This window comes from Pseudomonas sp. NPDC089547 (assembly GCF_050280665.1).
Taxonomy (GTDB): Bacteria; Pseudomonadota; Gammaproteobacteria; order Pseudomonadales; family Pseudomonadaceae; genus Aquipseudomonas.
Window position 1 is genome coordinate 24,546 of record NZ_JBNNVS010000049.1, and the last position, 14,734, is coordinate 39,279.

The 14,734-nt window shown below is 62.4% G+C and carries 12 protein-coding genes; all 12 read right to left on the reverse strand.

The genetic code is table 11. The features are described 5' to 3' along the window. Positions 1 to 42: 42 nt before the first annotated feature. Entirely contained in the window at positions 43 to 888 is an 846-nt protein-coding gene (gene kdsA / locus ACQKPZ_RS23950) for a 3-deoxy-8-phosphooctulonate synthase (RefSeq protein ID WP_060497316.1), read from the reverse strand. Between the two features lie 3 nt (positions 889 to 891). Beyond that, positions 892 to 2,520 carry a CTP synthase gene (locus ACQKPZ_RS23955; protein ID WP_391130099.1) on the reverse strand — a complete coding sequence of 543 codons (1,629 nt, stop codon included), beginning with the start codon at positions 2,518 to 2,520 and terminating at the stop codon, positions 892 to 894. Positions 2,521 to 2,789: 269 nt separating this feature from the next. Continuing rightward, positions 2,790 to 4,073 (reverse strand): tRNA lysidine(34) synthetase TilS, encoded by a 1,284-nt coding sequence (gene tilS / locus ACQKPZ_RS23960; protein WP_427542946.1) that lies wholly within the window; start codon positions 4,071 to 4,073, stop codon positions 2,790 to 2,792. A 146-nt stretch (positions 4,074 to 4,219) separates the two neighbouring features. After that, complete coding sequence (locus ACQKPZ_RS23965) at positions 4,220 to 5,167, reverse strand: acetyl-CoA carboxylase carboxyltransferase subunit alpha (RefSeq protein WP_391130105.1); 948 nt, start codon at positions 5,165 to 5,167, stop codon at positions 4,220 to 4,222. Between the two features lie 106 nt (positions 5,168 to 5,273). Then, complete coding sequence (dnaE, locus tag ACQKPZ_RS23970; RefSeq protein WP_427542949.1) at positions 5,274 to 8,798, reverse strand: DNA polymerase III subunit alpha; 3,525 nt, start codon at positions 8,796 to 8,798, stop codon at positions 5,274 to 5,276. 174 nt (positions 8,799 to 8,972) lie between these two features. Then, the gene (rnhB, locus tag ACQKPZ_RS23975; RefSeq protein WP_427542952.1) at positions 8,973 to 9,596 is read right to left on the reverse strand and encodes a ribonuclease HII; all 624 of its coding nucleotides are present in this window, start codon (positions 9,594 to 9,596) and stop codon (positions 8,973 to 8,975) included. A 1-nt stretch (position 9,597) separates the two neighbouring features. Then, positions 9,598 to 10,725 carry a lipid-A-disaccharide synthase gene (gene lpxB, locus ACQKPZ_RS23980; RefSeq protein WP_427542955.1) on the reverse strand — a complete coding sequence of 376 codons (1,128 nt, stop codon included), beginning with the start codon at positions 10,723 to 10,725 and terminating at the stop codon, positions 9,598 to 9,600. 1 nt (position 10,726) lies between these two features. Beyond that, positions 10,727 to 11,503: an acyl-ACP--UDP-N-acetylglucosamine O-acyltransferase gene (gene lpxA, locus ACQKPZ_RS23985; protein ID WP_391130117.1), complete on the reverse strand. Its 777-nt coding sequence runs from the start codon at positions 11,501 to 11,503 to the stop codon at positions 10,727 to 10,729. Beyond that, a complete protein-coding gene (gene fabZ, locus ACQKPZ_RS23990; RefSeq protein WP_125465208.1) occupies positions 11,500 to 11,940 on the reverse strand; it encodes a 3-hydroxyacyl-ACP dehydratase FabZ in 441 nt (146 codons plus the stop codon). The genes lpxA and fabZ overlap by 4 nt, the downstream gene beginning before the upstream one ends. 115 nt (positions 11,941 to 12,055) lie before the next feature. Next, complete coding sequence (lpxD, locus tag ACQKPZ_RS23995) at positions 12,056 to 13,111, reverse strand: UDP-3-O-(3-hydroxymyristoyl)glucosamine N-acyltransferase (RefSeq protein WP_391130120.1); 1,056 nt, start codon at positions 13,109 to 13,111, stop codon at positions 12,056 to 12,058. A 1-nt stretch (position 13,112) separates the two neighbouring features. Beyond that, on the reverse strand, positions 13,113 to 13,616 hold the full coding sequence (locus ACQKPZ_RS24000) for an OmpH family outer membrane protein (protein ID WP_012270843.1): 504 nt from the start codon (positions 13,614 to 13,616) through the stop codon (positions 13,113 to 13,115). 44 nt (positions 13,617 to 13,660) lie between these two features. Continuing rightward, the coding region (gene bamA, locus ACQKPZ_RS24005) for an outer membrane protein assembly factor BamA (protein ID WP_427542958.1) at positions 13,661 to 14,734 on the reverse strand (1,074 nt) is incomplete at its 5' end.

Sequence of the window (14,734 nt, forward strand, 5' to 3'; positions counted from 1 at the left end):
GTCAGGGGTGGATCGGGCGGTACTTTACCCGAGAAATGAGCTTTACGCGGTTTCTACCGTCGGAAAACTTTTCACCAGGTCGTCCAGTTGCTTGAGCTGGGCCAGGAATGGCTCCAGTTTGTCCAGGCGCAAGGCGCATGGACCATCGCATTTGGCGTTGTCCGGATCGGGGTGGGCTTCGAGGAACAGGCCGGCCAGGCCTTGGCTCATGCCGGCCTTGGCCAGGTCGGTGACCTGGGCACGGCGGCCACCGGCGGAATCGGCGCGACCACCCGGCGTTTGCAGGGCGTGGGTCACATCGAAGAACACCGGGTACTCGAACTGCTTCATGATCCCGAAGCCGAGCATGTCCACCACCAGGTTGTTGTAGCCAAAGCTCGAACCGCGCTCACACAGGATGAGCTGGTCGTTGCCGGCCTCGACGCACTTGGCGAGGATGTGCTTCATTTCGTGCGGCGCCAGGAACTGCGCCTTCTTGATGTTGATCACAGCGCCTGTCTTGGCCATCGCGACAACCAGGTCGGTCTGGCGCGACAGGAAGGCCGGCAACTGGATGATGTCGCACACCTTGGCCACCGGCTCGCACTGGTAAGGCTCGTGCACATCGGTGATTACCGGCACGTTGAAGGTGCGCTTGATCTCTTCGAAGATCTTCAGCCCTTCTTCCATGCCCGGGCCACGATAAGACGTCACCGACGAACGGTTGGCCTTGTCGAAGCTGGCCTTGAACACGTACGGGATACCGAGCTTCTCGGTAACCCGCACATATTCCTCGCAGACCTTCATTGCCAGGTCACGGGATTCCAGGACGTTCATGCCGCCGAACAGGACGAACGGCTTGTCGTTGGCGATCTCGATGTTACCGACGCGAATGATCTTCTGGGTCATTGATCAGGCCTTGTTCTTCTGAGCCAGGGCTGCCTTGACGAAGCCACTGAACAGCGGGTGGCCGTCACGCGGAGTCGAGGTGAATTCCGGGTGGAACTGGCAGGCGACGAACCATGGGTGGTCCTTGGACTCGACCACTTCTACCAGTGCGCCGTCTTCGGAACGGCCGGAAACCACCAGGCCGCCGTCGACCAGTTGCGGCAGCAGGTTGTTGTTCACTTCGTAGCGATGACGGTGACGCTCGGTGATCACGTCCTTGCCGTAGCAGTCGTGCACCTTGGAACCGGCAATCAGCTGGCAGTCCTGTGCGCCCAGGCGCATGGTGCCACCCAGGTCGGAAGCCTCGGTGCGGGTTTCGACGGCACCGGTGGCGTCGGCCCATTCGGTGATCAGGCCGACCACAGGGTGGCCGCTGTTGCGGTCGAATTCGGTGGAGTTGGCGTCTTTCCAGCCCAACACGTTACGGGCGAATTCGATAACGGCAACCTGCATGCCCAGGCAGATACCCAGGTACGGCACCTTGTTCTCACGGGCGTATTGCACCGCAGTGATCTTGCCTTCAACGCCGCGCAGGCCGAAACCGCCCGGCACCAGGATGGCGTCGGCGCCTTCGAGCAGGCTGGTGCCCTGGTTCTCGATGTCTTCCGAGTCGATGTAACGCAGGTTGACCTTGGTACGGTTGGTGATGCCGGCGTGGCTCATCGCTTCGATCAGCGATTTGTAAGCGTCCAGCAGCTCCATGTACTTGCCGACCATGGCGATGGTCACTTCCTGCTCCGGGTTGAGCTTGGCATCGACCACTTTGTCCCACTCGGACAGGTCGGCGCTGTTGCACTGCAGGCCGAAGCGCTCGACGACGAAGTCGTCCAGGCCCTGTGCGTGCAGCACGCCCGGGATCTTGTAGATGGTGTCGACGTCTTCCAGCGAAATCACCGCACGCTCTTCAACGTTGGTGAACAGCGCGATCTTGCGACGCGACGAAGCATCGACCGGGTGATCGGAGCGGCAGATCAGCACGTCAGGCTGCAGGCCGATGGAGCGCAGCTCCTTGACCGAGTGCTGGGTCGGCTTGGTCTTGGTCTCGCCAGCGGTGGCGATGTACGGGACCAGGGTCAGGTGCATCAGCATGGCGCGCTTGGAGCCCACTTCGACGCGCAGCTGGCGAATCGCCTCGAGGAACGGCTGCGACTCGATGTCACCCACGGTACCGCCGATTTCCACCAGGGCCACGTCGGCATCGCCGGCGCCCTTGATGATGCGACGCTTGATTTCGTCGGTGATGTGCGGGATGACCTGGATGGTCGCGCCCAGGTAATCACCACGACGCTCTTTGCGCAGCACGTGCTCGTAGATACGGCCGGTGGTGAAGTTGTTGTTCTGGGTCATCGTGGTGCGGATGAACCGCTCGTAGTGGCCCAGGTCGAGGTCGGTCTCGGCGCCATCGTGGGTGACGAACACCTCACCGTGCTGGAACGGGCTCATGGTGCCCGGATCGACGTTGATGTACGGATCCAGCTTGAGCATGGTGACCTTCAGGCCCCGCGCTTCCAGGATGGCCGCCAGGGAAGCCGAGGCAATGCCTTTCCCCAATGAAGAAACAACACCGCCCGTGACGAATATGTAGCGCGTCATGAAAAACCCTAGAAGTCTGCGTTAAGGCGGCCTGGGCCGCCGGAGAAAGCGAAGGAAGGCCGAAGCCCCCGATCACCTGCGTCAATCACAGTGCATCTCAAAAAACTGCCGCGTCTGTACAGACCAGGGTTATCCCCGGCATGGAGCTCGCTCGTCATTTTCAGAATCAGCCCAGCAAAAAACTGCTTGGTAATCGGCAACTGCTGTGTTTTCGCGGAACCCACAGAAGTTGTATCAAGAAGGGAGGGTAGTCTACCGGAATGTACCCTTCAGCTCAAACCTTGTGCGCTCGTCGGCAATTGCCAATGCAGCTGGCAATCAGCCTGTACCAGCCCGGGCAGGTTGGCCACCGCCAGCAGGCGCTCGCCCTGGTACAGCAGCGGCAGGCGCGGGCGCAGGAAATGCGGCACCTGTTGCTCGTTGAGCAGGCGCTTGAGGTCGCGTCGGCCGCGGCCGGCAAGCTCGACAACTTCGCCGCCCTGGCGGTAGGCAATGCGCAACCCGCCCTGCGGTGCTGCGCCAACAAGACGCACGCTGCCGTTGCCGGGCAGCTGCAAAGGCAGGCTTGTATCGACCCAGGCCAGTTGACCAGCGGGCGGCTGCAGCCAGTCGCCACTCAACCACCAGATACGCCCGTGGCTGCGCAGCAGTTGCCCATCGGCCAACCGCCAGACCGGCTGGGCATCGGCGCCGGCATCACGCAGGTCCGCCCAACCAGCCCAATGCCGGGTGTCGGGCAGGCGGGTGCGCTGGCTCAGCCAGTATTGCAGGGCATTGCGCTGACGGGCCGGCGACAGGGCCATCAGGGCGGCCAGGTCGAGGGAGTCCAGCCCCGGCCAGGCAACGGGCGCCCCCCCCCCTGCAAGCGCCAGGTCGGCCTGTGCCAGCTCGTCCAGCAGGCCCAGTGCCTCGCCCAGATGATCTGCGGCACGGGCGAAGTTCTGGGTGGCCTGCGGCCAACGCTGCTGCAAGCGCGGGAACACGTCGCTGCGCAGGTAATTGCGGGCAAATTGTGTGTCGGCGTTTGACGGGTCTTCGATCCAGCGCAGCCCGTGGACCTTGGCGTAGCCCTGCAACTGTTGCCGGCAACAGCCCAGCAACGGCCTGGCCAGAATCCCCTGCCCCAATGCCCGCTGCCCCGGCATGGCGGCCAGGCCGCGCAGGCCGGCGCCGCGCAGCAGGCGAAACAGCAGGGTCTCGGCCTGGTCGTCGCGGTGCTGGCCGGTGAACAGGATATCGCCTGGGCCAAGGGCTTGCCTGAAGGCGTCATAGCGGGCGTCGCGGGCGGCCTGTTCGAGGCTGGCGCCGGCGGTGACCTGGACGTGGGTGACCTGGAGTTCGATGCCTAGGTCGTCGCAGATGGCTTGGCAATGGGCAGGCCAGGCATCAGCGGCGGGTTGCAGGCCGTGGTGGATGTGGATGGCGCGCAGCGGGGGTGAGGCGTGGTTGCGGGCGTGATCGGCCAGCAGGTGCAGGAGGACGGTGGAATCGAGGCCGCCGGAGAAGGCGATGTACCAGGTCGGGGCGTTGAGCCAGGGGGTGAGGTTGATCATCTGCTCCTCACTTGGCTTGAGATTGCCGGGGGTGCTTTGCACCCCTTTCGCGACACAAGGCCGCTCCTACAGGGAAACGCGGTCGCCTGTAGGAGCGGCCTTGTGTCGCGACAGGGCCGCAAAGCGGCCCCCGGGGCAAATCCGAATCAGAGGCCGTAGCTCATCAGGCGCTCGTAACGGCGGGCCAGCAGCGCGTCGTTATCGAACTTGCCGAGCATGTCCAGCTGCTGCACGAGGTCAGCACGGATGCTTTCCGACATCTTCGCCGGGTCACGGTGGGCGCCGCCCAGCGGCTCCGGGATGACCTTGTCGACAATGTTCAGGCTCTTCAGGCGATCGGCAGTAATGCCCATGGCCTCGGCCGCGTCAGCTGCCTTGTCGGCAGTCTTCCACAGGATCGAAGCGCAGCCTTCCGGCGAGATCACCGAGTAGGTGGAGTACTGCAGCATGTTCAGCTGGTCGCACACACCGATGGCCAGCGCACCGCCGGAACCACCCTCGCCAATCACAGTGGCGATGATCGGGGTTTTCAGGCGTGCCATCACACGCAGGTTCCAGGCAATGGCTTCGCTCTGGTTGCGCTCTTCGGCGTCGATGCCTGGGTAGGCACCCGGGGTGTCGATGAAGGTCAGGATCGGCATCTTGAAGCGCTCGGCCATTTCCATCAGGCGGCAGGCCTTGCGGTAGCCTTCCGGGCGCGGCATGCCGAAGTTGCGGCGTACCTTCTCGCGCACTTCACGGCCCTTCTGGTGGCCGATGACCATGACCGGCTTGCCGTCCAGGCGTGCGGTACCGCCCACGATAGCGGCGTCGTCGGAGAAGTGGCGGTCACCGTGGAGCTCTTCGAACTCGGTGAAGATGTGCTCCAGGTAGTCCAGGGTGTAAGGACGACGCGGGTGACGGGCCAGGCGGGCGATCTGCCAGCTGGTCAGGTTGCCGAAGATGCTTTCGGTCAGGGTGTTGCTCTTGTCTTGCAGACGGGCAATTTCATCGCTGATGTTCAGCGAGTTGTCGTTGCCTACCAGGCGCAGGCCTTCGATCTTGGCTTGCAGGTCGGCAATCGGCTGTTCGAAATCGAGAAAATTCGGGTTCATAGTCATCCGTCTTGGGTCTACGGCCAGGCGGCCGGCCGGTTGATCCGTTTGGCGCCCTACCTTAAGGGATCAGGCGCATTCAGGTCGAGATTAAATTTTTGTCGGTTCAACGATATTGCAGGAAGACGTTCTCACGGCCGAACTGGTCACGCAGCGCCTGAATCAGCCCATCGGCCGGGTCGATCGACCACTGCTCACCGAACTGCAGCATGGCCTTGGCGTCGCTGCCGGTGTATTCCAGGGTGATAGGGCAAGCACCACGATGGCGGGTGATCAGTTCACCCAGCCACTTCAGGCGGTCACCCTTGAGCGCTTCGTGTGCCACCTTCAGGCGCAGGCTTTCGGCCAGCTTGGTACGCGCGTCTTCCATGGTCATCACCTGCTTCACCCGCAGGCGCAGGCCACCGGAGAAGTCGTCGTTGCTGACCTCGCCCTCGACCACCACCATGGCATCGTTCTGCAGCAAGGACTGTGCCGCGATGTAGGCATCGGCAAACAGCGAGGCCTCGATACGCCCGGAGCGGTCATCCAGGGTAATGAAGCCCATCTTGTCGCCCTTCTTGTTCTTCATCACCCGTAGGGCAATGATCATGCCGGCGATGGTCTGGGTTTCGCGGGACGGCTTGAGGTCGATGATGCGCTGGCGGGCAAAACGGCGGATCTCGGTCTCGTATTCGTCGATCGGGTGACCGGTGAGGTACAAGCCCAGGGTGTCCTTCTCGCCCTTCAGGCGCTCCTTCAGGGTCAGTTCGCGCACCTTGCGGTGGTTGGCGTAAACATCCACATCCACGGCGTCGAACATGCTGCCGAACAGGTCGACATGGCCACTGTCAGCGGTATGCGCGGCCTGCTCGGCAGCCTTGATGGCTTCGCCCAGTGCCGAGAGCAAGGTCGCCCGGTTGATGTCGATGTTGGCCTGGTAGGCCTTGATCTCGTCATGGAAGTGCGGGCCCAGGCGGTCCAGCGCCCCGCTGCGCACCAACGCATCAAGGGTTCGCTTGTTGACCCGTTTGAGGTCGATGCGTTCACAGAAATCGAACAGGTCCTTGAACGGCCCGCCCTGGGCTCGGGCTTCGACGATGGCCTCCACCGGGCCTTCGCCGACGCCCTTGATCGCACCCAGGCCATAGACGATACGGCCATCGTTGTTCACGGTGAACTTGAAGTCGGAGAAGTTCACGTCCGGCGCGTCGAGCCGCAGCTTCATGCTGCGTACTTCCTCGACCAACACCACCACCTTGTCGGTGTTGTGCATGTCCGCCGACAGTACCGCGGCCATGAACGGCGCCGGGTAGTGGGTTTTCAGCCAGGCGGTCTGGTACGACACCAGGCCATAGGCGGCGGAGTGGGATTTGTTGAAGCCGTAGCCGGCGAACTTCTCTACCAGGTCGAAGATGTTACCGGCCAGGTCCGCGTCGATATTGTTGGCGACGCAACCCTCGATGAAACCGCCGCGCTGCTTGGCCATTTCCTCGGGCTTTTTCTTACCCATCGCCCGGCGCAGCATGTCGGCGCCGCCCAGGGTATAGCCCGCCATGACCTGGGCAATCTGCATCACCTGTTCCTGGTACAGGATGATGCCGTAGGTCGGCGCCAGTACCGGCTTGAGGCCTTCATACTGGTAGTCGGAGTGCGGGTAAGCCAGCTCGGCGCGGCCGTGCTTGCGGTTGATGAAGTCGTCCACCATGCCCGATTGCAGCGGGCCCGGGCGGAACAGCGCCACCAGTGCGATCAGGTCTTCCAGGCAGTCGGGCTTGAGCTTCTTGATCAGCTCCTTCATGCCGCGCGATTCAAGCTGGAACACCGCCGTGGTCTCGGCCTTTTGCAGCAGCTCGTAGGTCTTGCGGTCGTCCAGCGGAATGAAGTCGATGTTGAGGTCGGGCAGGTTGTTCTTGGCCTGCTCGCGGTTGATGATCTCCATCGCCCACTTGATGATGGTGAGCGTACGCAGGCCAAGGAAGTCGAACTTCACCAGGCCGGCCGCCTCGACGTCATCCTTGTCGAACTGGGTTACCAGGCCGCCGCCCTCTTCGTCACAGGCGATCGGCGAGAAGTCGGTAAGCTTGGTCGGGGCGATAACCACACCACCGGCGTGCTTGCCGGTACCCCGGGTCACACCTTCCAGCTTCAGGGCCATGTCCCAGATTTCGCGGGCGTCTTCGTCACCCTTGAGGAAGTCGCGCAGGATTTCTTCCTGCTCGTAGGCTTTCTCCAGGGTCATGCCCACTTCGAACGGGATCATCTTCGACAGGCGGTCGGCCAGGCCGTAGGACTTGCCCTGCACCCGCGCCACGTCACGCACCACCGCCTTGGCGGCCATGGTGCCGAAGGTGATGATCTGGCTCACCGCGTTGCGGCCATAGGCCTCGGCCACGTAGTCGATCACCCGGTCACGGCCGTCCATGCAGAAGTCGACGTCGAAGTCGGGCATGGAAACACGTTCAGGGTTGAGGAAGCGCTCGAACAGCAGGTCATAGGCCAGCGGGTCGAGGTCGGTGATCTTCAGCACGTAGGCCACCAGCGAACCGGCACCCGAACCACGCCCCGGGCCTACCGGCACGTCGTTGTTCTTGGCCCACTTGATGAAGTCCATAACGATCAGGAAGTAACCGGGGAAGCCCATCTGGATGATGATGTCCAGCTCGAACTTCAGGCGGTCCAGGTAGACCTGGCGCTTTTCTTCGTAATTGGGCGTGGTGTCTTTCGGCCACAGCACCGCCAGGCGCTCTTCCAGGCCTTCGTGGGACACATGCCGCAGGTAGTCATCGATGCCCATGCCGTTGGGCGTTGGGAAGTCAGGCAGGAAGTATTTGCCCAGCTGTACCTGGATATTGCAGCGCTTGGCGATTTCGACGGTGTTGGCGATGGCGTCGGGCAGGTCGCTGAACAGTTCGGCCATTTCCTCGGCCGACTTCAGGTACTGCTGGTCGCTGTAGCCACGCGGGCGGCGCGGGTCGTCGAGGGTCCAGCCCTCGCCGATGCACACGCGGGTTTCGTGAGCGTCGAAGTCAGCTTGCTTGACGAAACGCACGTCGTTGGTGGCCACCAGCGGTGCGCCGAATGTGTCGGCCAGCGCTACCGCCGCGTGCACGTACTCTTCGTCCCGGGCACGGTTGGTGCGCTGCACTTCGACGTAGAAGCGCTCGGGGAACATGCCCATCCAGTCTTGCAGCAGGGACTGGGCTTCATCGTCCCGGCCGGCCAGCAAGGCCATGCCGATGTCGCCTTCCTTTCCGGCTGACAGGGCAATCAGGCCCTCGCTGGCTGGGGCGATCCATTCACGCTGGAGGATCACCAAGCCATTGCGCTGGCCGTCGGTCCAGCCCCGCGAAATCAACTCGGTGAGGTTGCGGTAGCCGGTTGGGTTCATGGCCAGGAAGCAGATACGCGACAACGGCGCTTCCGGGTCGGCACCGGCCAGCCACAGGTCGGCACCGCAGATCGGCTTGATGCCGGCGCCCATGGCAGTCTTGTAGAACTTCACCAGCGAGCACATGTTGCTCTGGTCGGTGATCGCCACCGCCGGCATGTTCATCCCCGCCAGCGCCTTGGCCAGCGGTTTGATCCGCACCAGGCCGTCGACCAGCGAGAATTCGGAGTGGACGCGCAGGTGAACGAAGGGAACCGACATGGAAGATCCTGTAGCAGTGGCGAACGACAAGGGCGGGATTGTAGCTTAATTGCGCGGGGGTTTTGGGGCTGCTTTGCAGCCCGATCGCGACACAAGGCCGCTCCTACAGGGGATCGCGTAACGCCTGTAGGAGCGGCCTTGTGTCGCGATCGGGCCGCAAAGCGGCCCCCAGGGTCAGATCAGGGAGTCGGTGACGCCTTCGCGAGCTTCCCAGGCCGCCCGCACCGGGGCAAAGGAACGCCGATGAATGGGCGTCGGCCCAAGCCGCGCCAGGGCTTCAAGGTGCACCGGAGTCGGGTAGCCCTTGTGCCCACCCATGCCATACCCTGGGTAGATCAGCTCGAAGGCGCTCATCTCGCGGTCACGGGTCACCTTGGCCAGGATCGAAGCAGCCGCGATGGCCGGCACCTGGCTATCGCCTTTGACCACCGGCGACGCCGGCACCGCCAGCCTGGGGCAGCGGTTGCCATCGATCAAGGCAAGCTTGGGCGTAATGTGCAGGCCTTCCACCGCACGCTGCATGGCCAGCATGGTGGCCTGCAGGATGTTCAGGCGGTCGATTTCCTCGACCTCGGCACGGGCGATGCAGAAGCTCAAGGCCTTTTCGCAGATCTCGTCGAACAACGCCTCGCGTTTGGCTTCGGTGAGCTTCTTCGAATCGTTCAGCCCGAGGATCGGGCGTGCGGGATCGAGGATCACCGCCGCCGTCACCACTGCGCCGCACAGCGGGCCGCGGCCCACTTCGTCAACGCCGGCAACCAGGTCTTCGACCAGGTTGAAGTCCAGTCCAATTTGCATGTCAGCGGTCCTTGAGCAAGGCCAGTATCGCTTGCGCCGCCTGGTTGGAGGCGTCACGGCGCAGGGTGCGATGAATTTCGTCGAAACGCTCGGTCTGCTGGCTGCCATCGCGCACCAGCGGCGCAAGGGTGTTGGCCAAGGCTTCGCTGGTAGCAGCGTCTTGCAGCAACTCGGGCACCAGCTCGCGCTGGGCAAGCAGGTTAGGCAAGGACACGTAGGGGCTCTTCACCAGGCGTTTGAGGATCCAGTAGGTCAACGGCGCAAGGCGGTAGGCGACCACCATTGGACGCTTGTACAACAGCGCCTCCAGGGTGGCAGTGCCCGACGCGATCAGCACCGCATCACAGGCCGCCAAGGCCTGGTGAGACTGGCCGTCAAGCAGGGTCAATGGCAATTCACGCCCTTCGAGCATCTGCTCGACCTGGGCGCGCCGTGCGGCGTTGGCGCATGGCAGCACGAAGCGCACGCCCGGCACCTGCTGGCGCAAATGCTCGGCGGCATCGAGGAACAACGCCCCCAGGCGCCCTACTTCGCCTCCCCGGCTGCCCGGCATCAGGGCCACCACCGGCCCCTCGCCCAGCCCTAGCGCTGCACGTGCGGCCGGGCGGTCTGCCTCAAGCGGGATTGTGTCGGCCAGCGGGTGACCGACAAAGCGCACCGGCACACCCTGCTCTTCGTAGAACCGCGCCTCGAACGGCAGCAGTGTCAGCATCAGGTCGCAGCCTTCACGAATTTTCAGCACGCGCTTTTGCCGCCAGGCCCAGACCGACGGGCTGACGTAGTGCACGGTCTTGATACCGACCTGACGCAGTTTCAGTTCGATGTTGAGGGTGAAGTCCGGGGCGTCGATGCCGATGAAGACATCCGGCTTTTCGTCGATCAGCGTCTGGATAAGCAGCTTGCGGCGCTTGAGCAGCTCGCGCAGGCGCCCCAGCACTTCGACCAGGCCCATGACGGCCAGGCGCTCCATGGGAAAGTACGATTGCAGGCCCTCGGCTTCCATCAGCGGGCCGCCAACGCCAATGAAACGTACGTCGGGGTGACGAGCCCTGAGGGCACGCATCAAGCCTGAGCCCAGAATATCGCCGCTGGCCTCACCTGCGACCAAGGCTACGCAAAGCTGGGCCATGTCAGCGGGTGATGCCGCGGGCGGAGTTCACGATCGACTGACGGAACAGTTCGACCTCAGGATGTTGCGCGGCCATTTCGGCCAGTTCCTTGAGCGCGTCTTCAACGGTCAGGCCCTGACGGTAGACAATCTTGTAGCAACGACGCAGCACGTGGATCACTTCGTCGCTGAAACCGCGGCGGCGCATGCCCTCGAAGTTCATGCTGCGGGCTTCGGCCGGGCTGCCGAACACGGTGACGAACGCCGGGACGTCCTTGCCGATTGCCGTGCCCATGCCGGAAAACGCGTGGGCGCCGATATGGCAGTACTGGTGCACCAGGGTGTAGCCGGACAGGATCGCCCAGTCGCCCACGTGCACATGGCCGGCCAGCGCCGTGTTGTTGACCAGGATGCAGTGGTTGCCGATGACACTGTCGTGACCAATATGGGCATAGGCCATGATCAGGTTGTGGTCACCCACTGTGGTTTCCGCACGGTCCTGAACGGTACCACGGTGAATGGTCACCCCTTCCCGGAACACATTGTGGTCGCCGATCACCAGGCGCGTCGGTTCACCCTTGTACTTGAGGTCCGGGGTGTCTTCACCGATAGAGGAAAACTGGAAGATCCGGTTGTGCTTGCCGATGCGGGTCGGGCCTTTGAGCACAACATGCGGGCCGATAACCGTGCCCTCCCCGATTTCCACATCGGGGCCAACAATCGACCAAGGGCCGACCTCGACGCCATCGGCCAGCTTGGCCGATGGATCGATAATGGCCCGAGGGTCAATCGAATTCATAGGGACTGTTCCGCGCAAGTGATTTCTGCCGAGCAGACGGCCTTGCCGTCAACCAGTGCACGGCATTCGAACTTCCAGATCATGCGCTTGCGGCTGATGAATTTGGCTTCCAGCACCAGCTGGTCGCCCGGCAGTACCGGCTGGCGGAAGCGCAGCTTGTCGGAACCGACAAAGTAGTACAGGGTGCCATCAGCCGGCTTGGCGTCGAGCATCTTGAAACCGAGAATCCCGGCCGCCTGGGCCATTGCCTCGATGATCAGCACGCCGGGCATGATCGGGTGCGCCGGGAAATGGCCGTTGAAGAACGGCTCGTTGATGCTGACATTCTTGTAGGCACGAATGCTCTGGGCCTCGAAGTCCAGATCCGTCACCCGGTCCACCAGCAGGAACGGGTAGCGGTGAGGCAGGTATTCGCGAATCTCGTTGATGTCCATCATTTCGGGGGGGAAGCCTGTAATAAGAATAGGGAGCGCAGGTGCTGACCACACGCTCCTTTTGCAATCCAAAAGAGGAGCCAGCTAGCGACTGTTCACTCTTGCTCAGGGAATGGTATCAGCCTTCTGATGTCGGCAGGCCACCTGAGGTCACGGTATCGACGCGTTTTTCCAGCTGCTGGAGGCGCTTGGCCATGTCATCCAGCTGACGGATACGCGCAGCGCTCTTGCGCCAGTCAGCCAAAGGCTGCATGGCTGTGCCGGATGAATAGGAACCGGGTTCAGTGATCGAACGGGTTACCATGGTCATCCCGGAAACAAATACGTTATCGCAAATATCAATGTGCCCAACCAGGCCTACGCCGCCGGCCAGCATGCAATGCTTGCCGATGCGCGTACTGCCGGAAATGCCCACGCAAGCGGCCATGGCCGTGTGGTCACCGATCTGCACGTTGTGGGCGATCTGGATCTGGTTGTCGAGTTTTACCCCGTCACCGATCCGCGTGTCGGACAGCGCGCCACGGTCGACGGCTGTATTGACACCGATTTCCACGTCATCACCAATGGTGACGCCGCCAATCTGGGCGATCTTGCGCCAGATGCCTTTCTCATTGGCAAAGCCGAAGCCTTCGCCGCCGATCACGGCACCCGACTGGATGACCACGCGCTTGCCGATGGTGACGTCGTGATACAAGGTCACCCGCGGCGCCAGCCAGCCGCCTTCGCCTACAACGCAACGCGCACCGATGAAGCAATGTGCGCCGATGCTGACGTCAGCCTCGATGCGCGCACCGCTTTCGACAACCGCGAACGGCCCGATACTGGCGCTGGCGTGCACCTGCGCGTCCTCAGCCACCACGGCGCTGGGATGGATTCCCGCCACAGCCTTGGGTTTGGGGTCGAACAGGTGGGAAATACGCGCATACGCCTGGTATGGGTCGGCCACGATCAGGGCATTGCCAGCGAAACTTTCGGCATCCGTAGCCTTGAGCAATACCGCACCTGCCTGGCAGTTATCCAGGTATTTGCGGTACTGCGGGTTGGCGAGGAAGCTCAATTGACCGGGGCCTGCCTCCTGCAAGGTGGCCAGCCCGGTAATCTGCAACGCCTCGGGCCCCTTGAGGGTGGCACCGAGGGCCTCGGCCAGCTGGCCTAGCGTCATGGTCACACTCATATCAACGGGCTTGGTTCATGCGCTCGATGACCTGGCGGGTGATGTCGTACTGAGGTTTGACATCGATGACCGCACCACGCTCGAGGACCAGGTCGAAACCGCCCTTCTTGATCACTTCCTCGACGGCGCCATCCAGCTTCGGCTTCAGCTGCTTGAGCATGTCGCGGTCGGCAACGGCCTTGGCTTCGTTCAGCTCCTTGGACTGGAACTGGAAGTCACGGGCCTTTTGCTTGAATTCCAGCTCCAGGCGCTCACGCTCCTGCTGCTGCATCTTGTCGCCGCCCTTGATCAGGCGATCCTGGATGCCCTTGGCGCTGCTTTCCAGGCTTTTCAGCTTGGTCAGTTGCGGGCCGAACTTCTTCTCGGCATCCACCGCGTATTTCTTGGCGGCATCCGATTCGAGCAGGGCCATCTGATAGTTCAGAACGGCTACCTTCATTTCGGCGAATGCCGGGGTGGCGACCAGCGCCGCGGCCACTACGGCCAGTTGAGCCAATTTACGCACGATGCACTCCTGGATAAACCGTTGTCATTAAGCAAGGGCCGACCTTAGAAGGTCTGGCCCAGAGAGAATTGGAACACCTGGGTATCGGCATCGTCCGGCTTCTTCACCGGCATTGCCAGGCTGAAGCTCAGCGGGCCCAGCGCGGTGATCCAGGTCACACCCAGGCCGACCGAACTGGCCATGCCCGAGAAACCGACCTTCTCGCAATCTGGCTTGTTGCCGCAATTGGTGTCGAACACGTTACCCACGTCCCAGAACACGGAAGTGCGCAGCGAGCGCTGGTCCTTGACGAACGGCAGCGGGAACAGCAACTCGACACCGCCTTGCACCAGCACGTTACCACCAAACGGCAACGGATCCTGGTCCGGGTCGGCGATGGTACCTGGCTTGCCGCCCGCGGCCTCACCAATACTAGGGGTACTGCGTGGGCCCAGGCTGCTGTCCTTGAAGCCGCGAACGGAGTTGAAGCCACCCGCGAAGTAGTTCTCGTAGAACGGCAGGCCGGAGGTGCTGCCGTAACCATCACCATAACCCAGTTCAGTGTGCAGGCGCAGGGTGTAGTCGTTGGTAATCGGCTTGAACAGCTGGCCGCGGTAGTCGAGCTTGAAGAACGACAGGTCGCTACCCGGAATGGTGGATTCCAGGGTAAGGCTTTGCGAGTGACCACGGGTAGCCAGCACACCTTTGTTCAGGGTCGATTCGGACCAGCCGATCGATGCCTTGAAGTTCAGGAAGTTATCGCCTTCCTGGTCAAGGAAGTCGAAGATCTCGTCAACGGTGTACTTACCGGTCTTGATCTTGTCCTGCTGCACGCTCAGGCCATAGGTCAGGCGCGACGTTTCGCTGATCGGGTAGCCAAGGCTCACGCCGGCACCGAAGCTGTCCACCGCATAGCTGGCCACGTCGACGTCAAGGTCGTCGTAGTCGGTGCTACGGTAGAACGCGTTGTAGCCCAGGCTGACGCCATCGGCAGTGAAGTAGGGGTCCACGAAGCCGAAGTTGTAGCGGGTCTGGTATTCCGAACGGGTCAGGCCGACGGACACCTTGTTACCGGTACCCAGGAAGTTGCTCTGGCTGATCGAACCACCCAGGATCAGGCCCGCGCTCTGGGCGAAGCC